Here is a 21,092-nt window from a genome sequence, read left to right as displayed (position 1 = left end):
CGCCGCTCGCCGGCATCCTTCCAAGTGCGCACGATGCGGGCGGCGGCATCGTCGAAGGCGACGGCGCTCGCGCAGGCGTCGAAGGGCGGCTCGTCGCGTCCGGCAACGCTCATCAGCACGTCGTTGCACTCGCTGCACTGCACGCGGCCGAACGGCGCGCCGCAGCGCGGGCAGGCGCGCCACCAGTCGATATGGCTCAGGTTGAGGCTGCAAGGCGCGCACAGCACCTCGCCCGGGGTGTCGCATACGGCGCAGCGCGTGGGCCACAGCGTCTCGGCGATGGCCTCGGCGGCTCCGCGCCCGTAGAGGCCCGCCGTCCTCAGCAGACGCTCGCGGCGGGGAACGCGCGGGCATGCGCCTGCTTCCCGTGCGGTCGGGCGTGCGGGGGCGAGGGCGAGGGTTGTGCGGGCGATCGTCATCCTACGAGGATAGCACGGAGCCTTCCACGCGCCGCACACGGCGCTCTCATGTCCGGCACCCGCCGTTCTCGCGCGGATTCCACGCCGATCCAGCGTCGTTTCCACGCGCTTTCCCCTCGTTTCTCGCGCGCTTCTCGCATGTGCGCCGCAGGCCTGGCCGGCGTCGCGAAAGCATGCACGCTTCACAGGACCTTGCAGGTCTTTCGACGCGCGGAGCCTCGAAGGAGCAGCGCCCCCTCATCGTGTCCGGCGTTCGGGCGGCGTGTTCGCCTGGGGCCCTTTCGGCGGCGTCCGCGCGTTTCTCGCGGATTGTGCGGCTCGGCTTTCAGGCGTTTTCATGATCTGGTACACTGAGTGACGCTTCTTTCGAGTCTGTAGTTGCGGGTTTTTCAACCTCAGTCCACGGCAGATGCGGTCGAAAGGACCCACGTAAGCCGCGCGGTCTCCGCGCGACGATCATGGCGTATCCTAGAGGTAAGCCGCACCGCCTGAGTATCGCGACATCCGGTTGCGACGGGCGAGAGGGCAAGGCGCAAGCTGAGTTCCAGTGCGCGAGTGTGGGGGCAAAGACTAGGTCAGTCGAAAGAGGCAGCATGAACATCAAGCTAGATGGAGGCTCACCGGTTATGAAGCGTTATAAAACGCTCGCGTCCTGCTGCATGGCGGTCGCGTGCATGGCGGCCCTGCTCGTCGTTCTGACGGGCTGCTCATCGCAGCAGAGCTACACTCCCCCCGAGAAGACGCCCACGCTGTCCTCGCCGACCATCGGCAAGGACGGTACGCTGCGCGTCGGTGTGAACACCGACAACCAGCCCCTGGCGGGACAGCCTTCCTCCTCGTCCAAAATCGTCGGCATCGACGTGGACGTGGCGGCGGCGCTGGCTGACAGCTTCGGGCTGAAGCTCGAGGTCGTCAACGTGGGATCGGATGCCGAATCGGCCCTCAAAGAGGGAACGGTCGACATCGTCATGGGCATCGACAAGTCCGACAGCAGCACCTCGTTCTGGAAGTCTGACGCGTACCTGCCTACGGCCGTGGCGTTGTTCTCCGCGCCGTCCAACACGCAGGTTCCCACGAACGTCGTCGAGACGAAGATCGCCGCGCAGGTGTCGTCGAAGAGCGCTTGGGCGGTGACGAACGAATTCGACAAGGCAACCTTCTCCACGACCGACGACCTCAAGAGCGCGTTCGCCGAGCTGGCCTCGGGCCAGGTGCAGTACGTGGCGGCCGATGCCATCATCGGGACGTACGCGGCGCACAGCGCGGGCGACGACGTGCATATCGTGGCGCTCATGCAGCAGGCGGGCGGCTACGGCGTGGGCGTGTCGGATGCGAACACCGATCTCAAGCAAGCGGTCTCCGAAGCCCTCGCCACGCTGACCGGCAACGGCACCATCGGCGTCATCGAGACGAAGTGGCTGGGTACCGCGCTCGACCTTTCGTCCACGCCGCTGACTGCCGGCGCCACCAAGTCCACGGACGCGGGCGCGACCGTTGCTTCGAAGGAGCCGAAAGACGAGAGCGAAGGCGAGAACGCTGACGGGGACGCTGCTCCTGCCGACGAAGGCACGGGTGCCGGCGACGAGGTGAACGCGGGCGAGAACGCCGTGCAGCCTGGAGACGTCGCTGCTTAGAGCCGAGATCCTCCCGAACGTTCGAAAGCCCTGGAACGCCGACATCGTGCGTCCGGGGCTTTCTTTATGACGGGGAAGGAGAAGCGCTTGACTTGGAGTGCGCTCCAAGTGGTTCAATGGTCGACGATCGGTATCATGACGGAGGTTGAACATGGAGCAACGACAACTGCGCGAGCTGCTCGAGCGCGTCGCGGCGGGCGAGACCGCCGTCGACGAGGCCGAGCAGGCGCTGCGCATCGCCCCGTTCACGGAGCTGGGCTACGCGACGGTGGACAACCATCGCGGCATGCGCCAGGGCGTGTCGGAGGTGGTGTACGGTGCGGGCAAGACGGCCGAGCAGATAGCGGGCGTGTGCCGCGCGCTCGTGGAGAACGGGCAGGAGCGCGTGCTGGTCACCCGGCTCGACGCCGAGAAGGCCGCCGCGGTCGAACGTGCCCTGGAAGGCGCGTGCCCTCTCGCGTTCGCTTACCGCCAAGGACCGCGTCTCGGCATCCTGGGCGAGGCGCCCGAGCCCGACGGCAACGGGCCTATCGTGATAGCCGCCGCCGGCACGAGCGACCTTCCGGTGGCGGAGGAAGCCGCCGTGACGGCCGAGATGCTGGGCAACGAAGCGGTGCGCCTGTACGACGTGGGCGTGGCCGGCATCCATCGCTTGCTGGCGCATGCCGACGACATCGCGCGGGCCAGCGTCGTGGTGGCGGTGGCGGGCATGGAGGGCGCGCTGGCCAGCGTGGTGGGCGGTCTCGCGTCGTGCCCGGTGATCGCCGTGCCCACGAGCGTGGGCTACGGCGCCAGCTTCGGCGGCGTCGCGGCCCTGCTGGCCATGCTGAACTCGTGCGCCTCGGGCGTGTCCGTCGTCAACATCGACAACGGCTTCGGCGCGGGCTACCAGGCCCATATGATCAACCATGTGAAAGCGAGGACGGCATGACGACGTTGGTTTGGAACTTGGAAGAGAACGCCACGCGGCGGCACCTGCTGGCCGAGGCGTTGCTGCAACTGCCCGAAGAGCGGCGCGCGCAGGTGCTGGAGGCCGCCGAAGCGGCCGGCGTGCCCGACGGGCATCATCACGACCTGGGCGAGGTGAACGCCACCATCGATGCGCTCGATGCGAGCGAGCGGGCGAAGGACGACATGCGCGCCGTCTACCGCATCCTCGCCGAGGCCGAGGCGACGGCGCACGGCTGTGCGGTGGAGGAGACGCACTTCCACGAAGTGGGCAACGGCGAGGCGCTGCGCAACGTGCTCGCTATCTGCCTGGCCGTGGAGGCGCTCGACCCGGACGAGATCGCGGCCACCCGCGTGCAGACCGGCAGCGGCACCGTGCGATGCGCCCACGGCGAGCTGCCCATCCCCGCGCCGGCCACCGCCGCCATCATCGCCCGCGGCATCCCCACGTGCGATCGCAAGCTGGAAGGCGAGCGCTGTACCCCCACGAGCGCCGCCGTCATCCTCCACTTCGTGCAGCGCTACGACGCGTAGCAACCCGCTCCGCCGCTCCGCGTCGTAGCGCTTCGTCAGAGTGTTTCACGTGAAACACTCGTTCGAGCAAACAAATGTTTCACGTGAAACATCCGCGCGGCATTTGGAGGGAGAACAACGCCTCGCGGGTTGGCGCAGCAAGGCAGCGAGAAGGCCCCCGGCGTTCGGAGTTGTCCCGCTGCGCTGCCAAGCGTACTTCGGTACGCGCCGAGCGGCGCACAAGGGGCAAGGCCGGATGCCGGGGGCCTTCGCAGTGCCGGGTCGTTCCGTCGGCCGCGAGGCCGACGGAACCGGCTAGTTCAGGAAGTCCTCGAGGATCTCCTGCTCGGCTTCCTCTTCGGTCAGCCCCAGGGTCATGAGCTTCGTGATCTGGTCGCCGGCGATCTTGCCGATGGCGGCCTCGTGCACCAGCAGGGCGTCCTCGTGGGCGGCCTCGATGCCGGGGATGGCGGTCACCTTCGCCGTGCCCATGAGGATGGCGTCGCACTGCACGTGGCCGCGGCACTGCGCCTCGCCGATGACCAGCGGGTTGAAGATCTGCTTGGAGTTGTCCTGCGCCACCGAGCGCGAGATTACCTGCACGCTGGAATCGTCGCCCTTGAGCTCCACCTTCATGTTCGAGGTGGCCACCTGGTCGTCGTGGGTCAGCAGCTTCTCGGTCAGCACCAGCTTCGCGCCCGCGCCCAGCTCGGCGTTCGTGTCGCGCACGGTGGACGACACGCCGCGCAGCTGTGTGAGCTCCATCTCGCAGCTGGAATTCTCGTCCATGATCACGTTGGTCACGGGGTTGAGGATGCGCTCGCCGGTGCCGGTGCCTTCACCGTAGTGCTTCTCCACGTACTTCACGCGGCTGTTCTTGCCGCAGTAGAAGGTATGGATGCCGTCATGCTCGGAGGCCTGGTGGCTCTCGTTGTGGATGCCGCAGCCGGCGATGATGGTCACGTCGCAGTCGTCCTCGATGTAGAACGTGTTGTACACGACGTCCTTCAGGCCCGCCTGCGTGACGATGACCGGGATGTACACCGTCTCGCCCTTCGTGCCGGCCTTGATGCGGATGTCGATGCCGGGGTTGTCCGTCTTCGTGGCGATCTCGATGTTCGCCGAGGAGTGGCGCTCGACGAGCTCGCCGTCCTTGCGGATGTTGAACGCGCCTTTCGGCATGCCGTGTATGTTGGCGATCTCGGCGAGCAGGCTCTCGTCGATGGGGGAAAGATCAACAGCCATGATGGCCTCCTTCTGGTTCAAAGCGGCGGCTTCGTGCAGCTGCCGCGTGCGTGAACGCGAACGAATGTTTCACGTGAAACATTCGCAGCGCGGCGTGGGCGGGTTAGCAGGTGGTGGCGATCTCCGTGAGGTGCAGCTCGGTGGGGGTGCTCAGCTGGCAGCCGGGGATGCCCTTCGCCACGAAGCCCAGCTTCGGCATGAGCTCCTCGGGCGTGCCCGTCTCGGCAACCTTGCCGTCGCGCAGAAGCACGATCTCGTCGGCCAGCTGGATGATGCGCTCCTGGTGCGAGATGATCACGATGGAGCGGCCGTCGCGCGCCTCGTGGATGTCGCGGAACGTCTCGGTCAGGCGGTCGAAGCTCCACAGGTCGATGCCCGCCTCGGGCTCGTCGTAGATGGCCAGCTTCGGGTCGCGCGCGAGGATGGTGGCGATCTCGATGCGCTTCACCTCGCCGCCGGACAGGTTCTTGTCCACCTCGCGCGTGAGGTAGCTGGCCGAGCACAGGCCCACCTTCGCCAGGTACTCGTTGCACGCGAGCATCGGCAGCTTCTTGCCGGCCGCGATGTCCAGCAGCTTCTTCACCTTCATGCCCTTGAAGCGTGCGGGCTGTTGGAAACCGTAGCCGATGCCCTTCTTGGCGCGCTCGGAGATGGACAGGTCGGTGATGTCCTCGCCGTCCAGCAGGATCTGGCCGCTCGTCGCGCGCTCGACGCCCATGATGAGCTTGGCCAGCGTCGACTTGCCCCCGCCGTTCGGGCCGGTGATAACCGTGAAGCGGCCGTCGGGGATGGTGAGCGACAGATCGTCGATGATGCGCTTCGTTTCCTTCGATCCGTCCGCAAGCGGCACCTCGAAGGTGAGGTTCTTGAGTTCCAGCATAACAGCAGCTCTCCGTATTCTTCTCGTCTATTTGATACTGTATTACTATCATTATTGCGGCGCTCGGTCAAGCGCGGCCGCATGCTCGGCGACAGGCGCGTCCGCCTCGGCCGTCAACGGCCGGGACGACCCCCGGATCCAATCGCTTCGCACGCACTCGGTTCCAACCGCTTATTCTAGCTCAAGCGCGAGGACGTGTGCTTCGGAAGTACGATTTTCAGGGCTTGCCAGGCAAAGGCCGGCGTGCGAGCATCCGGCAGGGGTTCGGGTGGCGATAATGCATCGAATTCGGAACTCTCAGGGCTGCGTTGCGGAGAGCCCGAGGGGTTCCTTTCGACGGAATGCCTGGTCGCAAAATGCGCGACACCATAGCAGGGCCGCTATTCGCGCTTTCGACCCCCGCGCGTATTCCGAATTCGATGCATTGTTGCCATTCCGGCCTCGGTCCGTGATCGCCGTGACGCGCTGTCGCGGTTGCGTGCGAAAGGGGCTGGGCGCGAGGCGGCCCCGGCGTCTGCGTCGGGGCCGCGGTCGAAGCGCTCTGTTTACGTCGCGGGCCTACTCGTTCAGCAGGTCGATAACCGCAAGGCCGGCATCGGACGCCTCGATGATGTCCTTGCTGCCGAACACGCACACGGCGTTCATCGCGACGGCTTCGGCGATGGGCCCGGCCAGCGCGCGCAGCGCAGCGGCGTCCGCGTCGATCATCTGGGCGCGCGTGGCGGCACGGCTCTCGGGCGTGCGTCCGCCGAAGAAGTCGCCGTCCTGGCGCCGCACGAGGGCGCGCGCCTTGAGCGGGGTGTCGAACCCGGCCACGGTGCTCACCACGTAGCCTTCCATCGCCTCGGCGGCGGGGTCGAACTTGGCCAACCACTCGGAAGCCCTGGCGAAGTGGGCCAGCGTGTCGTCGAGGTGCGGGTCGCGATACGAGTAGAAGCGCAGATTGCCGGTGCGCGCCGTCTGGAAGCCCGCCCCGTACGCGCCGCCCTTCACGCGCACCTCGTTCCACAGGTAGTCGTAGGAAAGCGCCCGCGCGGCCACCTGCCAGGCGCCCGTGTAGCCCGCGTCGAAGGCGCGGCGGTCGAAGCCCTGGGCCGCATAGCACACGTCGGTGGGCACGATGAACGCCTCATTGAGCGCCACGGGGTCGGGCGCGATCAAGCGCACGCCGTCAGCGGGGCGCGTGCGGCCGAGCGCGGCGCCTGCGGCCAGGAAGCGCTCGTAGTCGCCGTCCGTGCCGGTGAAGCTCAGCGTCAGAGCGTCGTCGGCGAACAGGCGCGCGGCGAGGTCGGCCAGGCGCGCGGACACCTCTTCGGCGCGCTCGTCGAACGAGGCCAGCAGCTGCTTGAGGAAGCGGTAGAACCCGACGCCGCCCAGCTGCTCGCGCACCACGCCGGCCGGCAGGTAGTACGAGGCCAGGTGCGCCATGGCGCTGGCGTGCCCCGCGTTCGCGAAGCCCTGCTCCATGCCGATGCGGCGCTGCTGCAGCACGTCCTTGATCTTGCCCGTGTCGGAGAAGTCGGTCTCCAGCATGATCTCGCGGGGCAGCTCGGCCAGCTCGCGCACGTTCTCGGTCAGAGCGCTGGAGCTGACGACGAACTTCGGAGCCAGGGCAGCGGGGTCGGTCTCGCTCTCGTAAATCTCGGCGAAGAACGTGAGGTTGCCCAGCTTGCCGTTGACGAGCGTGTCCAGCTCGGAGGCGGTATGTCGTGCGGTTCCCAGCTTGCCCAGCACGAGGCCCAGAACGGCCACGTAAGGAAGTTCGTCGAACGCGACGCGGTCGAGGTCGAAGTAGCGGTAGGCGTAGGCGATGCCGCGCGTGGGAACGTCGTGGCGCAGCGTAGGAACAGACGCGTCTTCTACCGGGCCGTACGCGGGCTCCTCGGGAGCGTCCTTTATGTCGGCTACCGACAGGCGCGGCAGCACGGCCAAAGCTTCGGGCGAGTCGGGCTCCTCCTGCAAGCGGCGCAGCGCGGCCTCCTCGTCGGCCACGCGAACGTAGTCCTCGGGAGTCATGGCGGCTTCGACGGCGGCCAGGCGCTCCTCCTCGTAGGCGTCCTCGTCGCCGTCGACCGGCACGATCTCCACCTCGGCCATATGGTCGCTGTCCAGGAACACCTCGCGGATCAGCCGCTCGAAATACCCCTCGTCCAGCGCTTTGCGCAGAAACGCGAAGTCGTCCTCGTACTTGAGGTAGGACGTGGCCGCATCGTCGTCGTACAGCCAGCCCGCCAGCGAGCTCATCGCCAGCGCTACGCCGTCGGGCATGCCGTACTCGCGCTCGCGCATGACGAACTCGGCGCGCGACAGCGACGCCTCCACGAGCGTGCGGTCGAGCCCTCCGTCGGCCAGCTTGCGCAGCGTTTCCTCCACGACCGGGCGGAAACGCTCGGCACCGCCTTCCTCCAGTCCGCGCAGCTGGATGACCGCGAACGGCTGCAGCAGCGAGTCGGCGAAGAACGCCGTAGCGTCGGCCGCCAGCCCCGCGTCCAGCAGGGCGCGCTTGAGCGGCGCCTCGTTCGAGCCTGCGATGGCGTCGATGAGGATGTCCACGGCCGTCATGCGCGTGCGCTCGCACGCGTTGCCGATGACGTAGCCCAGCCCGGCGCACGCGTTCTCGGGCGCGGTAGCCATGTTCCTCTTCACGCCCAGCGCGCGTACGGGCGCCTGCTCGCGCAGCTCGTGGGGGCCGAGAGGCGCGCCCTCGGAGCCGATGCCCGTCGCGGCCGCCTGCTCGTCGGCGACGGGGGACAGGTAGCGTTCGTTGAGGAAGGCCAGCATGCCGTCCAGGTCGAGATCGCCGTACAACGTGAGGTAGCTGTTGTCCAGGCGGTAGTGGCGGCGGTGCTCCTCCAGGAACTGCTCGTAGGTGAGGTCGGGGATGGCGCGCGGCGTGCCGCCCGACTCGAAGCGGTAGGCCGTGTCGGGGAACAGCGCCGCCTGCAGCTCGTCGTACAGCACCGAATTCGGATCGGACAGCGCGCCCTTCATCTCGTTGTACACCACGCCGTTCAGCACGAGGCGCGCAGACCCGTCGGCGGCTTCCGTGGCGGCCACGGCGTCGCCTGCAACGGAGTCGCCCGCTTCGGCTTCCGTGTCGCCGCCCAGCTCGTAGTGCCAGCCCTCCTGTTCGAAGATGGCGCGTTTACGGTAGATGGCCGGGTGCAGCACCGCGTCGAGGTACACGTCGGCGAGGTTCAGCAAGTCCTGGTCGTTCGTGCTGGCCACCGGATACATCGTCTTGTCGGGGAAGGTCATGGCGTTCAGAAACGTCTGCATCGAGCTTTTCAGCAGGTCGACGAACGGCTCCTTGACGGGAAACTTGTCCGAGCCGCACAGCACCGAGTGCTCCAGGATGTGGAACACGCCCGTGTCGTCGGCGGGCGGCGTCTTGAACGCGATGGAGAACGCCTTGTTGTTGTCGTCGTTTCGCAGGTACAGCAGCTGCGCGCCGCTCTTGTCGTGGTCGAGCACGTACGCCGTGCCGTCGATCTCGGGAAGTTCTTCGCGCGTGCGCACGGTGAATCCGTGCAGCTTCTGCTCGGGAGCAAGGTCCATGCAATGCCGCCTTTCCGGATGAGCTCGATACCGATAATCGGCCGTCGAGCGCGAGTTCGTGTGTCGACGTCTATGATAGCGCGAACAGGTCGCATCGTCGTCAGGGTTCGCCGACGATCCGGAGAATCGTTGCACACCGGTTAAGCCCAAGGCGCTCATGCGGGGCGAGAGGCCCGCCCAAGCAGGCAGGCCTCTCGAAGGGGAGGGGGCGATTGTCCGATGCCGCTAGGCTGCGGAGGCCTCCGCAGCGGCGCTTCGACCCGCGATGCGGCCGAGCGTCATCGCGCTGAGCACCGTGGCTCCGGCGGCGCAGTTCCACTCGCATACCACGCCGGCGGCGTACAGGCCGGGGATCGGTTCGGTCAGCGAGCCGCTGGAAGCCAAGGCGAGCCTGAGGGCCTGAGCCTGCTCGTTCGTCTTGAAGCCGCCGACGGTGACCGAGGTGCTCACGGCGATAGGAGCTGCGTAGAAGGGGCCGGTCATGGGCACCATCTTGTCGGCGGGAGTTCCGCAGTCCTCGTCCTTGCCCGCTTCGCAGAAGCCGTTATAGCGCTCGACGGTGGCCTTCGCCTTCGCGCCGTCGAGGCCTACCATGCCGGCGACTTCCTCTACGGTGTCGGCGGTGGCCCATTTCAGCGGGTACGTGGCCTGCATGGCGTCCAGCTCGGGCGTGGTTCCCAGCAACGCGATGACCGGCGATCCCTGCTCGTTCTGCTTGCGCACGATGGCGCGGTGCCCGTTGGGGTTTTCGTAGGGGGTCGATTCGTCGAAGAAGCGCTGGCCTTCGGCATCGAGCCAGAGCCCCGGCAGGCGCATCCCGTAGTTGATGTTGACGATGCTGCCCGATTCAAGGCCTGCCAACGAGCTCATCAGCGGCATGTCCGAGACGCGTGTGGTGTAGGCGCCCAGCTCCATGGCCATGACCAGGCCGTCGCCCGTGGCTCCGGGGTTCGAGCCCGGCAGCAGGTTGGCGCATTCGGCGTTCATCTGGCCGATCATGGCCGTGCTTCCGGCGAAGCTGCCCGTTGCCATGACCACGCCTTTGTTCGCCTTGATGCGCACGGGGTTCTTCTTCTGAACCGCCTCCACGCCGATGACGCGTCCGTCGGCGTCGGCGACCAGCTTCGTTGCCGAGGTGTCGGTGAGCGTGCCCACGCCGGCTTTTTCGGCCGTCTCGGCGAGCACGCGCACCATCTCGGCGCCCTTGCCATCGACATGGTGGATGACCGGCAGTTCGGTGTACCCGAACAGCGGCCCTACTTCCTTCAGGAAAGGCACGCCCATCTCCTGCAGCCAATCGATCGTCTCTCCGCTCTTGTCGGCCAGCACGCGCGCGATGGCGGGATCCTTCGGTCCGTACCATTCGGGATGACGCGTGAACCAGCGGTACACGTCGTCGGCGTCGGCGTCGATGCCCTGCTCTTTCGCCAGTTTGGTGCCCCAGCCGCCCAAGATGCCGTCGCTCAGCGCGGAGTCGCCTCCGACGGCGCTGGCCTTCTCGAGCAGCAGCACGCTCGCACCCGCGTTCGCGGCTTCGATGGCGGCCGCGAGTCCGGCCCCGCCTGCTCCCACCACCACGACATCGGCTTCCTGATCCCACTCCTGCGAATCGCTCGAGGACGTCGGTGCGCTGCATCCGGCCAAGAACGAGGACGCCGCAACGCCCATAGTGCCGGCGAGCGCCGCTCCTACGAATCCCCTTCGCGTCATGCGCTTTCCATCGCTCATGATCCCACTCCCTTTCATGATGTTGTCGATTGTTCCTCCCTTTCGGCTTGCGCCTGGCGAAAAGGGTACGCGGCCATCGATTTAACTGTCAATATCTGGAAAATTGATAGTTATCTGAGGCTTTCCCGAAGTGCGAAAAGCGGGGAATCCCCGAAGAAATACCAGTTCAAACCTCTTGCCACCGTTGTCCGTTCCCTTGTTGGCATTCGAACGAGAAGCACGTATCATGAACTATCAAAATCTATCAAATCGAGGAGGGGCGATCTGGTGGAGACGAAGACGGCCGCCATGTCCGATGCGACGGTGCGGCAGATGATCTCGCTTTTGAAGGATCCGGTGTTCTGCGGCCTGCGCGTGTTGGCGGACGAGCGTCCGCTGACGCGCGAAGAGTTCGAAATGCTTGCTATGCCGGAGGGCGTCTCGCGCGAGCAGGCGTGGGACATCCTCAACGCGCTGCGGCGCCAGACGGCCGTCGAACTGCCGTTTCGCGATGGGGAAGGGCGGCGCGGTTGGTACTATCCCACGCGCTCGATCGTGGCGAACCTCGACGATATCGACAAGCGCTGCCATGCAGGGTCGTGGCTCGATTTGGCCGTGCGTTCGCGCAACGCCACGTACTTTCTGGTAGAGGCGCACGTGGACGAGGCCGTTGCGACGCTGAAAGAGGACGGTTTGTCCATCGGTTACGAGAAGGCGCGCGAGGTGCTGCTTTCCGAGCGCGACCCGGAAACCTCGGAAGAGCGCCTCCTTTTGAACTGGCATCGAACCGCCTGGCATCTTGAGGAGCTTGCCGGAAGGCCTTGCACGCCCGAGATCGTCCTCGAGGTGTACGAACGGGTTTCGCGCGGCGTGGAGCGCCAGGTCACCCGTTCGTCGCGACAGGGTTCCCGCTTGTGGAAGCGCAAGCCGCTCGATCGCTCTGCGGCGCTCGCGCTCGTGTCGAAGATCATCGAGGAGAACAGCGAAACGTATGCCGAGCATCCGCTGTTGCTGGCCTTGGGCGTCCGCCACCTGTTCATGAGCGTGCACCCGCTGCCGGATTGGAACGGCGCCGTGTGCTCGCTCATGATGAAGCTGTTGTTCAGGAAGACGGAACGGCCCGTGTTGGCGTACGTGCCCATCGTGAAGCCTATGGGCGCCTGGGAAAGCGGCATCCTTCGCCCGCCCGCCGTCATGTCGCTGGTGAAAGACGCCGCCGTCCTCGTTGACGGCGAGGTCGACTACACCATCCACATCGACGTGGCGACGGGTTTGGTGCGCAAGAAGCTGGACGAGGTCGAAGCGGAGCTCAAACGCATGCTCAAACGTGATGAGGCGTTCGTGCGCGCGCTGCGAAACGACGTAGACGTCAATCATCGGCAGCGCTCCGTGCTGCAGATGGCCCTCAGCAATCCTGAGGCGGTGTTTCGCATCGAGTCGCATCAGAAAACCCACAAGGTCGCTTACGCCACGGCGCGTGCCGACCTGTACGGTCTCGTCGACCTTGGGTTTTTGAAGTGCGTCCGCACGAAGCGCGCCTTTGAGTTCCCCGTGACCCCCGGCCTTCGCCAGCTGTTGACGCGCTCTTGACGTGCTTTCGCAAAAAAGCGCCCGGACATGAAAAAGCCTCCCATTTCTCATGTCCGAGAAATGGGAGGCGGTTCGATCGCGCGGGGGCGGCGAGGTTCTCGTTGTCAGATCACGGCCGTCCCGGGGCCGCCTTTGTCGTAGCGGTGGCAGGCCACGCAATGATCGGGCTTCACCTCGACCAAAGGAGGCATGATCTCGTCGCAGCCGTTCACCTTCGCGAAGCAGCGGCTGGCGAAGCGGCAGCCCGGCGGCGGGTCGATGGGCGAGGGCACGTCGCCTTCCAGGATGATGCGCTCCTTCTTGGCGGCGGGGTCGACCGACGGGATGGCCGACAGCAGCGCCTGCGTGTACGGCGACAGCGGGTCGGCGTACAGCGCGTTCTTGGGGGCGATCTCCATCATCTTGCCCAGGTACATGACGCCCACGCGGTCGGACACGTGCTTCACCACGTTCAGGCCGTGCGCGATGAACAGGTACGTCAGGCCGAACTGCTCTTTCAGCTCGTCCAGCAGGTTCAGCACCTGCGCCTGGATGGACACGTCCAGCGCCGACACGGGCTCGTCGCACACGATGAGCTTCGGGTTCACGGCTAGGGCGCGCGCGATGCCCACGCGCTGGCGCTGGCCGCCCGAGAACTCGTGGGGATAGCGGTTGCGCATGTAGTTCGCCAGGCCCACGCGCTCTAACAGCTCGTTCACGCGATCCTCCACCTGGTCTTTCGGCAGGATGTTGTTCGTGATGATGGGCTCGGCGATGATGTCGCCGATGCGCATGCGCGGGTTGAGCGACGCGTAGGGATCCTGGAAGATCAGCTGGATGTCTTTGCAGTACTGCTTGCGCTCGGCCGGCTTCATCGCCGTCAGCTCTTTGCCGTCGAAGACGATTTTGCCCGACGTGGGCTTCAGCAGGTTCACCAGCATCTTGCCTACGGTGGTTTTGCCGCAGCCCGATTCGCCCACCAGGCCGAACGCCTCTCCCTTGCGGATTTGGAAGCTCACGTCGTCCACGGCCTGCACGTAGGAGGTCGCCTTGCCGAAGAAGTTCGTGTCTGCGGCGAAACGCTTCGTGAGGTGCTGGACGTCGAGCAGGATGTCCTGCTCGACCGCGCCCGCTTGCGCGGACGCGGTCGCGTTGCTCGCGGTGTTCTCGCTCATCGGCTCGCCTCCTCTTCCTTCTCGATCTCCTCGATCTCCGCCTCGCGCAGATCTTCGGCAGCCAACAGCGCCTCGGCGGTCTCCACCTCGCGCGCCGCTTCGACGTCGGCCAGCGCCTCGGCCTCGGCTCGGGCGATGGCTTCCTCGCTCTTCACTTCTCCGTCGGCGCTCTCGTACAGGAAGCAGCGCACCTTATGGCCGTCGACGTCCACAAGCTCGGGAACCTTCGTGCGGCAGATGTCCATGCAGGAGTCGCAGCGGTCTGAGAAATGGCAGCCCGGCGGCATCTCCAACGGGTTCGGCACCATGCCCTTGATCATGTACAGGCGCTTCGAATCGTCGTCCTCCAGGCGGGGGATGGACTTCAGCAGGCCCAGCGTGTAGGGGTGCATCGGGTGGTCGAACAGCGTGCGCACCTCGGCTTCCTCCACCACCTGGCCGCAGTACATGACCACCACGCGGTCGGCCGTCTCCGACACCACGCCCAGATCGTGCGTGATCAGCAGCACGGCCATGCCCGTGTCGTCGCGCAGGCGGCGCAGCAGATCGAGGATTTGCGCCTGGATGGTCACGTCGAGGGCCGTCGTCGGCTCGTCGGCGATGAGCAGCTTCGGGTTGCAGGCCAGCGCCATGGCGATCATCACGCGCTGGCGCATGCCGCCCGACATCTGGTGCGGGTAGTCGTTGATGCGTGCCTCGGGGCTGGGGATGCCCACTTTGCGCAACAGGTCGACGGCACGGTCCTTCGCCTCGGCCTTCGACACTTTCTCGTGGGTGCGGATGGCCTCCACGATCTGGTTGCCCACGCGGTACACCGGGTTGAGCGAGGTCATGGGCTCCTGGAAGATCATCGCCATGTCGTTGCCGCGCAGTTCGCGGTACTGCTTCTCGGACAGGGTTGCGAGGTCCTTGCCTTCGAACTCCAGGGAGCCGCCGGCCACGTGTCCCGGCTCGGCCAAAAGACCCATGATGGACAGGCTGGTCACGGACTTGCCGGAACCCGACTCGCCCACGATCGCCAGGATCTCGCCTTGATCCACGTCGAAGCTCACGTCTTCGACGGCGCGGACGATGCCCTTCTTGACGGGGAACTCCGTTGAGAGGTTCTTCACCGAAAGAAGCACGGGATCACCTCTTCCTTGCTTTGGGGTCGAGACCGTCGCGCACGCCGTCGCCCAGGAGGTTGAACGCGAGCACGGTCAGCGTGATGGCCAGGCCGGGGAATATCATGAGCCAAGGCGCGCGGAACAGCTCGTTGCGCCCGCGGCCCAGCATGTCGCCCCATTCGGCGGCAGGCGGCTGCACGCCCAAGCCGAGGAAGCCGAGGGCGGCTGCGTCGAGGATGGCCGTGGAGATGCCCAGCGTGGCGCGGACGATGATGGACGGCAGCACGTTGGGAAGCACGTGCTTGAACACGATCTTGAAGTTGGAATCGCCGATGACGCGCGCGGCGGCCACGTAATCGTTCTCCTTGATGGAGAGGATCTCGGAGCGCACGATGCGCGCGTATTCGGGGATGGCCACCAATCCGATGGCCACGACCGCCTTTTCGATGCCGGGCCCGAGCGCCGCCATGATGGCGATGGCCAGAAGGATGGAGGGGATGGCCAGCATCATGTCCATGATGCGCATGATGACGGTGTCCCACTTGCCGCCCTTGTAGCCGGCGATGGAGCCCAGGATGACGCCCACGGTGAGCGAGATGGCCACGGCGGCCAGGCCCACGGTCAGCGTGATCTGCGTGCCCACGAGCACGCGGCAGAAGATGTCGCGGCCCTGGATGTCGGTGCCGAACCAGTGCTGCGCCGAGGGCCCCAGCAGCGATTCGCCGAGGTTCTGCGCGTACGGGTCGTAGGGCAGGATGCCGGGCGCCAGCTTCGTGACGATGGCGATGGCGGCCAGGATCAGGATGAAGATGCCGCTGACGAGCGACGCCTTGTTGGACACGATGCCCGCGAACACGTCTTTCCAGATGCTCTCGTGCTTCTCCTTGACCGGTTGGCCGTTCAGCAGCGCGGCATCGCCGGCCGGCTCCGTGGCGAGCAGCTTGTTCTTCGCCATGCGGATCACCCCTCTTCCTTCGCGCCGTACTTGATGCGGGGATCGAGGTAGGCGTACACGATGTCGACGACGAGGTTCATGATGACGAAGATGACCGCCACCAGAAGCACGATGCCCTGGACGACGGGGAAGTCGCTCTTCAGCACGCAGTCGACGGCGAACTTGCCGATGCCGGGCCATGCGAACACCGTCTCGGTGAGCAGCGCGCCGCCCAAGAGGCTTCCGAACTGCAGGCCGATGACCGTGGACACGGGCAGCATGGCGTTGCGCAGCGCGTGCTTGATGTTGACGGAGCCCTTCGACAGGCCTTTGGCGCGCGCGGTGCGGATGTAGTCGGCGTTCAGCGTCTCCAGCATGCTGGAGCGCGTCATGCGCGTGATGATGGCCATGGAGTACAGCGACAGCGCCAACGTGGGCAGGATGAGGTGCACCAGCACGTCGGCGAGGCCGGCCCAGTTGCCCTGCATGATGGTGTCGAGAATGAAGAATCCGGTTCCTCCCGACGGTTGCAGGAGGGGCGACACGCGGCCGCTCGACGGCAGCCAGTGCAGGATGCCCGAGAACAGCAGGATAAGCAGGATGCCCGACCAGAAGATGGGCATCGATACGCCGACGAGCGCGATGAGCATGCTCACGTTGTCGGCCGCCTTGTTCTTCTTCACTGCCGCCAGCACGCCCAAGGCCACGCCGACGATCGACGCCACGATGATGGCGCAGATAGCCAGCTCGGCGGTGGCGGGGAAACGCGCCGCGATCTCGGCCGTGACCGGCTGGTGGGTGTAGTACGACGTGCCCAGATTGCCTTGGAGCGCGCCGACGATGAAGTTGATGTACTGCAGCCAGATGGGATCGTCCAGCCCGTTGTCGGCGCGCCATGCCGCCATCGCCTCGGTCGTTGCGTGCTCGCCCAGAACCACCGGAGCCGGGTCCGGGGCCAACACGCGTGTGATGAGAAAGATGATGACTGTCACACCCAGCAAAACGGGAATCACCATGAGGATTCGTTTGAGGATGTATTTGAGCAACTGCTGCTCCTTTCTTTACCGGGATCCGTCCGGGCGGCGTGTCGGCGCCGAGCGAACAGGAATGAAGCCGGAGGCAGTGCCTTCGGCTTCGAGCGCGCGTCCGGTTTCGCCCGAACGTGCAGTCGTGGATCGAAAAAGATCGCATGACAGTGTAGCGCACTTGCTCTCGTTTGACGGCAAGAACGCCATGCCGAGCGGTAATAGAACCCAAAAAAGGGGCCGCTCGACGCCGAGCGGCCCCGTCCGCGCGAAGCGAGAGGCTTACGCTTCCTTGGATACGCCCTTGAAGAAGGCAACGCCCGTCGGATGGTAGTAGAAGTCCTTGACCTTCGGGTTGATGCCCAGCAGGTTCTTGGAGTGGGAGATCAGCACCCACGGCTGCTTCTCGGCAACCATCTCCTCGCACTTGAGGTAGATGGCGTCGCGTTCATCGCCGTCGGGCGTGTCGACGCCCTGAGCGATGAGGGCCTTGTACTCGTCGTCCTGGAAGTGCGCCACGTTCATGGACCAGTTCGTGTCGGCCAAGAGGTTCATGAAGTTGTCCGGATCGCCGTTGTCGCCCGTCCAGCCGTAGAAGCAGATGTCGTAGGGATCGGTCTGCACCTTGGTCTTGTAGGTGGTCCAGTCGTACTCGGTGATGCTCACGTCGACGCCTACCTCGGACAGGTAGCCTTGGATCATGTTGGCCAGCTGGCTGCCGCCCTTCTGGTTGTAGGGGCGCGCGGTGGTGTACGTGATGCACTGCAGCGAGGTGATGCCCTTGTCGGCCAGGGTCTTCTTGGCGGCCTCGGGGTCGTACGCCGTCTGCTTGACGTCCTTGGCGTACGGGGCCATCCAGGTGGGCATGACCGAGTTGGCCACGGTGGCGTAGTCGCCGTAGATGGCCTGCACCATCTCTTCGACGTTGATGGCCTGGGCGACGGCCTTGCGCACTTCCTGGTCGGTGCACTGGCCGGTCTCGGTGTTGAACGCCATGTAGTTGATGGTCATGCCGTCCTCGGAGAACAGCTCGAAGCCGTTGCTGGTCACCTGGTCGGCCGACGAGGGGTCGACGCTCGAGATGATGTCGCACTCGCCGTTCATGAGCGAGGTCAGGCGCGTGTTGCCCTCGGCGATGATCTTGAACACGAGGTTCTTGACCTTCGGGGCTTCTCCCCAGTACTCGTCGTTAGCCACGAGGGTGACCGAAGCGCCCTTCGTCCAGTCGACGAACTTGTAGGGACCCGTGCCCTTGGGCTCGGCGATGGGCTGGCCGGGGGTGGCGGCATCGATTGCCGCAGGGGACACGATGGGGGAGGCCAGCGCCATGGCCAGGTTCTTCAGGAACGGGGTGGACGCGGCGCGCAGGGTGATCTTCACGGTGGTGGGATCGACGGCCTCGACGGTTTCGACGCCGTTGCCCGCCTCCTTCTCGCCGAACACGAACGACGCATAGGGCATGTCGGAGTTGCGGTTGGGCTCGAGCTGACGCTCGATGGACTTCTTCACGGCTTCCGCGTTGAACTCGGCGCCGTCGTGGAACTTGACGCCTTCGCGCAGCTTGATGGTGTACACCTTGCCGTCGTCCGAGATCTCGGGCAGATCGACTGCCAGGCACGGGGCGACCTTCGCATCCTTGGCGCCGTACTGGTACAGGCCTTCGTGGATGTTGCAGCTGACCACTGCGGACTCGCCGTCGTCGAAGTACGCCGGGTCGAGCGCGCGCGGATCGGCCGTGAGGCTGTACGTGATGGCGTCGGCCGCGCCGCCGCCCGTCGTGTCGCCGCCGCTCGCAGCCGGCGCGCTCGTGTCGCCGCCGCTGCAGCCCGCCATGCTCACCAGGCCGAAACCTGCGGCAGACACGCCGAGCAGCTCGACGAACTGGCGTCTGCTGAACGTGTTCTTGCTTTCTTCCATTTGTCGTTCTCCTTCCCTCGCACCCCGCGTCGAACGGGGCCCTCCAGCGAGTCGTGCGACTTTGCTGACGCTTTCGCGCATGCTAGCAAAAAAGCGTATCAACATACTCTAGTGCAATAAAGCACTGTGTACCAGGTAATTTACCCCATGGAAACAAATATCGGCCGTCTGCGGCGCGAAAAACCGCCCAAAGGCGCCTGCGGCAGCGCAACAGGCGGGCGCAAGCGGCACGATTATCGGCGCATTCGGGCCAAAATCGCGCTTTGCATTTCGCTGCGCGGCGCGCTATACTGGCGGGCGTACCCGGAAACCGAGCATGAAAGGCTCCCCTTTGCAACCTGTCGCCAACATCGTTTGCGCTGCCAGCGTCCTCGCGACGCCGGGTATCGGCGCATGGTGGTGGAGCAGAACGCATTAATCCCGGGTCCCCTGGCTTCTGTTCACGCACACATACTTATCAGAAGAGCCCTCGGAGATCCGGGGGCTCTTTTCGTGCGAGCTGCACGAACCGAAGCCGACTGCGAACATCCGCGGCGGGCAAGCCGCGGGACCGACCGATTGGAAAGGAAACGACCATGACCGAACAAGCACCGCATCGTCTGTACCTGCGCGAAGACCAGATCCCGACGCAGTGGTACAACCTGCGGGCCGACATGCCGGAGAAGCCGGAGCCCATCCGGCTGCCGAACGGCCAGGTCGCGCGCCCCGAGGATCTGGCTTCCGTGTTCTGCGACGAGCTGGTGCGCCAGGAGCTGGACGACGACACGGCCTACGTCGACATCCCCGAACCGGTGCTGGAGATGTACCGCATCTACCGCCCGTCGCCCTTGTGCCGCGCGTACAACCTGGAGAAGGCCCTCGGCACGCCCGCCAAGATCTACTACAAGTTCGAGGGCAACAACACGTCCGGCTCGCACAAGCTGAACTCGGCCATCGCCCAGGCTTATTACGCGAAGGCCCAGGATCTCGACGGCATCACCACCGAGACGGGTGCGGGCCAGTGGGGCACGGCGCTCGCCGAGGCGTCGGCGCATTTCGGGCTCAATCTGGACGTGTTCATGGTGAAGTGCTCCTACGAGCAGAAGCCGTTCCGCCGCAACATCATGGAGACGTTCGATGCGCACGTGACGCCCTCGCCGTCCGATACCACCGAGATCGGCCGCAAGATGCTCGCCGAACATCCCGACTCCTCGGGCTCGCTGGGCACGGCCATCTCCGAGGCCGTGGAACGCGCGCTCAACATTCCCGGCAACAAGGGCCGCTACACGCTGGGGTCGGTGCTTAACCAGGTGGTGCTGCACCAGTCGGTCATCGGCTTGGAGAGCTACGCCGCCTTCGAGGAGCTGGGCGAGTACCCCGACGTGGTCATCGGCTGCGCGGGCGGCGGCTCGAACCTGGCCGGCCTCGTGGCTCCCTTCATGCGCGACAAGATCAAGGGCGTGCGTCCCGACACGCGCTTCGTGGCCGTCGAGCCCGCCAGCTGCCCCTCGCTCACGCGCGGGCGCTACGCCTACGATTTCGCCGACACGGGCCGCACCTGCCCGATGGCCAAGATGTACACGCTGGGCAACGGCTTCCTGCCCAGCCCCGACCACGCCGGCGGCTTGCGCTACCACGGCATGAGCCCCATCGTGTCGAAGCTGAAGCACGACGGCTACATGGATGCCGTCGCCGTGAAGCAGACCGACGTGTTCGCCGCCGCCGTCGAGTTCGCGCGCCTCGAAACCATCCTGCCGGCCCCCGAGAGCGCGCACGCCATCTTCCAGGCCATGGAGGAGGCTCGCCGCTGCGCCGAGACGGGCGAGGAGAAGACGATTCTGTTCGGCCTCACGGGCACGGGGTATTTCGATATGAAAGCCTACGACGCCTACAACCGCGGCGAGATGAGCGACCATGTTCCCACCGACGAGGAGCTGGAGGTCGGCTTCGCCAGCATCCCGCACATCGAGGGCGTGCAGTAGGCGCGCGCCCTGCGGGCTTCGGGCCCCGCAGCCTATGCGTTGCGGGGCCCGGGTGCTACTATGGTTCCATGAGCCTTTTCCAAGCCGAGGACATAACCGCCTCCTACCTGCGCGCCGGCGTGCGCACGACGTTGTTGTCGGGCGCGAGCTTTTCGCTCGAAGCCGGCGGCGTGTACGACCTCGTGGGGCCGTCCGGGTCGGGGAAGTCCACGCTTTTGCGCGTGTGCGCCCGCATGCTGGCGCGCGACGGCGGGGAGCTGTTCTTGGACGGCGCGCCGTCCTCCTCGTTCGAGCCGGTGCAATGGCGCCGCCGCGTGTGCCTTGTGCCGCAGCAGCCGGCGCTCGTCGGCGGCACCGTGCGCGACAACCTGCTGCTTCCCTGGACGCTTTCCGTGAACGCGGGCTCGGCGCCGCCGGCCGACGGCGATCTCGAGCGCCTGCTGGAGGCGGCGGACTTGCACGACGTGGAGCTCGGCCGCAACGCGGCGCAGCTGTCGGGCG

Annotated in this window: 16 protein-coding genes; 6 read left to right on the top strand and 10 right to left on the bottom strand. The window is 65.8% G+C overall.

Annotation, left to right across the window (positions count from 1 at the left end):
• The coding region (locus tag HMPREF1023_RS02995; protein WP_369707137.1) for a double zinc ribbon domain-containing protein at positions 1–524 on the bottom strand (524 nt) is incomplete at its 3' end.
• Between the two features lie 488 nt (positions 525–1,012).
• Here HMPREF1023_RS02995 and HMPREF1023_RS02990 point away from each other — a divergent pair.
• The 3 genes from HMPREF1023_RS02990 (at position 1,013) to larC (ending at position 3,535) form a co-directional block, all read left to right on the top strand.
• Positions 1,013–2,053 (top strand): ABC transporter substrate-binding protein, encoded by a 1,041-nt coding sequence (locus tag HMPREF1023_RS02990; RefSeq protein ID WP_009608352.1) that lies wholly within the window; start codon positions 1,013–1,015, stop codon positions 2,051–2,053.
• Between the two features lie 151 nt (positions 2,054–2,204).
• Positions 2,205–2,984, top strand: a complete 780-nt coding sequence (larB, locus tag HMPREF1023_RS02985; protein ID WP_009304667.1) for a nickel pincer cofactor biosynthesis protein LarB — start codon at positions 2,205–2,207, stop codon at positions 2,982–2,984.
• Entirely contained in the window at positions 2,981–3,535 is a 555-nt protein-coding gene (larC, locus tag HMPREF1023_RS02980; RefSeq protein ID WP_009304666.1) for a nickel insertion protein, read from the top strand. Before larB ends, larC begins: the two co-directional genes overlap by 4 nt.
• A gap of 294 nt (positions 3,536–3,829) precedes the next feature.
• Here the strand turns inward: larC and HMPREF1023_RS02975 are convergent, their stop codons facing one another.
• From HMPREF1023_RS02975 to HMPREF1023_RS02960, 4 genes are all read right to left on the bottom strand, one after another.
• Positions 3,830–4,759 carry a SufD family Fe-S cluster assembly protein gene (locus HMPREF1023_RS02975; RefSeq protein ID WP_009304665.1) on the bottom strand — a complete coding sequence of 310 codons (930 nt, stop codon included), beginning with the start codon at positions 4,757–4,759 and terminating at the stop codon, positions 3,830–3,832.
• Positions 4,760–4,862: 103 nt separating this feature from the next.
• Positions 4,863–5,639 (bottom strand): ABC transporter ATP-binding protein, encoded by a 777-nt coding sequence (locus tag HMPREF1023_RS02970; RefSeq protein WP_009304664.1) that lies wholly within the window; start codon positions 5,637–5,639, stop codon positions 4,863–4,865.
• A 558-nt stretch (positions 5,640–6,197) separates the two neighbouring features.
• Positions 6,198–9,197 (bottom strand): insulinase family protein, encoded by a 3,000-nt coding sequence (locus tag HMPREF1023_RS02965; RefSeq protein ID WP_009304663.1) that lies wholly within the window; start codon positions 9,195–9,197, stop codon positions 6,198–6,200.
• Positions 9,198–9,422: 225 nt separating this feature from the next.
• Complete coding sequence (locus HMPREF1023_RS02960; protein ID WP_009304662.1) at positions 9,423–10,925, bottom strand: FAD-dependent oxidoreductase; 1,503 nt, start codon at positions 10,923–10,925, stop codon at positions 9,423–9,425.
• A 267-nt stretch (positions 10,926–11,192) separates the two neighbouring features.
• Here HMPREF1023_RS02960 and HMPREF1023_RS02955 point away from each other — a divergent pair, with 267 nt between their 5' ends.
• Complete coding sequence (locus HMPREF1023_RS02955) at positions 11,193–12,494, top strand: Fic family protein (protein ID WP_009304661.1); 1,302 nt, start codon at positions 11,193–11,195, stop codon at positions 12,492–12,494.
• A 104-nt stretch (positions 12,495–12,598) separates the two neighbouring features.
• Here the strand turns inward: HMPREF1023_RS02955 and HMPREF1023_RS02950 are convergent, their stop codons facing one another.
• The 5 genes from HMPREF1023_RS02950 to HMPREF1023_RS02930 all read right to left on the bottom strand — a co-directional run bounded on the left by HMPREF1023_RS02950 (position 12,599) and on the right by HMPREF1023_RS02930 (position 18,630).
• On the bottom strand, positions 12,599–13,648 hold the full coding sequence (locus tag HMPREF1023_RS02950) for an ABC transporter ATP-binding protein (protein ID WP_009304660.1): 1,050 nt from the start codon (positions 13,646–13,648) through the stop codon (positions 12,599–12,601).
• Positions 13,645–14,772 carry an ABC transporter ATP-binding protein gene (locus HMPREF1023_RS02945; RefSeq protein ID WP_009304659.1) on the bottom strand — a complete coding sequence of 376 codons (1,128 nt, stop codon included), beginning with the start codon at positions 14,770–14,772 and terminating at the stop codon, positions 13,645–13,647. The genes HMPREF1023_RS02950 and HMPREF1023_RS02945 overlap by 4 nt, the downstream gene beginning before the upstream one ends.
• Positions 14,773–14,776: 4 nt before the next feature.
• Positions 14,777–15,709 carry a nickel transporter permease gene (gene nikC, locus HMPREF1023_RS02940; RefSeq protein ID WP_015760477.1) on the bottom strand — a complete coding sequence of 311 codons (933 nt, stop codon included), beginning with the start codon at positions 15,707–15,709 and terminating at the stop codon, positions 14,777–14,779.
• 5 nt (positions 15,710–15,714) lie between these two features.
• The gene (locus tag HMPREF1023_RS02935; RefSeq protein WP_009304657.1) at positions 15,715–16,734 is read right to left on the bottom strand and encodes an ABC transporter permease; all 1,020 of its coding nucleotides are present in this window, start codon (positions 16,732–16,734) and stop codon (positions 15,715–15,717) included.
• A gap of 261 nt (positions 16,735–16,995) precedes the next feature.
• Positions 16,996–18,630 (bottom strand): ABC transporter substrate-binding protein, encoded by a 1,635-nt coding sequence (locus tag HMPREF1023_RS02930; protein ID WP_009304656.1) that lies wholly within the window; start codon positions 18,628–18,630, stop codon positions 16,996–16,998.
• A gap of 575 nt (positions 18,631–19,205) precedes the next feature.
• Here HMPREF1023_RS02930 and HMPREF1023_RS02925 point away from each other — a divergent pair.
• Both HMPREF1023_RS02925 and HMPREF1023_RS02920 read left to right on the top strand, forming a co-directional pair.
• Positions 19,206–20,591 carry a TrpB-like pyridoxal phosphate-dependent enzyme gene (locus tag HMPREF1023_RS02925; protein ID WP_009304655.1) on the top strand — a complete coding sequence of 462 codons (1,386 nt, stop codon included), beginning with the start codon at positions 19,206–19,208 and terminating at the stop codon, positions 20,589–20,591.
• Between the two features lie 68 nt (positions 20,592–20,659).
• Positions 20,660–21,092 (top strand): ATP-binding cassette domain-containing protein (locus HMPREF1023_RS02920; protein ID WP_009304654.1); only part of this gene is annotated, 433 nt, incomplete at its 3' end.

This window comes from Eggerthella sp. 1_3_56FAA (genome assembly GCF_000185625.1).
GTDB classification, from domain to species: Bacteria; Actinomycetota; Coriobacteriia; order Coriobacteriales; family Eggerthellaceae; genus Eggerthella; species Eggerthella lenta.
Note: the sequence above shows the minus strand (reverse complement) of the source record. Positions and strands in the feature narration are given on the sequence as shown.

Bases quoted from the DNA above. Each gene is read 5' to 3' on its own strand.
- HMPREF1023_RS02975 (WP_009304665.1), bottom strand. From the start codon at position 4,759: ATGGCTGTTGATCTTTCCCCCATCGACGAGAGCCTGCTCGCCGAGATC.
- larB (WP_009304667.1), top strand. From the start codon at position 2,205: ATGGAGCAACGACAACTGCGCGAGCTGCTCGAGCGCGTCGCGGCGGGC.
- HMPREF1023_RS02925 (WP_009304655.1), top strand. From the start codon at position 19,206: ATGACCGAACAAGCACCGCATCGTCTGTACCTGCGCGAAGACCAGATC.
- HMPREF1023_RS02930 (WP_009304656.1), bottom strand. From the start codon at position 18,630: ATGGAAGAAAGCAAGAACACGTTCAGCAGACGCCAGTTCGTCGAGCTG.
- HMPREF1023_RS02950 (WP_009304660.1), bottom strand. From the start codon at position 13,648: ATGAGCGAGAACACCGCGAGCAACGCGACCGCGTCCGCGCAAGCGGGC.
- HMPREF1023_RS02965 (WP_009304663.1), bottom strand. From the start codon at position 9,197: ATGGACCTTGCTCCCGAGCAGAAGCTGCACGGATTCACCGTGCGCACG.
- nikC (WP_015760477.1), bottom strand. From the start codon at position 15,709: ATGGCGAAGAACAAGCTGCTCGCCACGGAGCCGGCCGGCGATGCCGCG.
- HMPREF1023_RS02960 (WP_009304662.1), bottom strand. From the start codon at position 10,925: ATGAGCGATGGAAAGCGCATGACGCGAAGGGGATTCGTAGGAGCGGCG.
- HMPREF1023_RS02970 (WP_009304664.1), bottom strand. From the start codon at position 5,639: ATGCTGGAACTCAAGAACCTCACCTTCGAGGTGCCGCTTGCGGACGGA.
- HMPREF1023_RS02990 (WP_009608352.1), top strand. From the start codon at position 1,013: ATGAACATCAAGCTAGATGGAGGCTCACCGGTTATGAAGCGTTATAAA.
- larC (WP_009304666.1), top strand. From the start codon at position 2,981: ATGACGACGTTGGTTTGGAACTTGGAAGAGAACGCCACGCGGCGGCAC.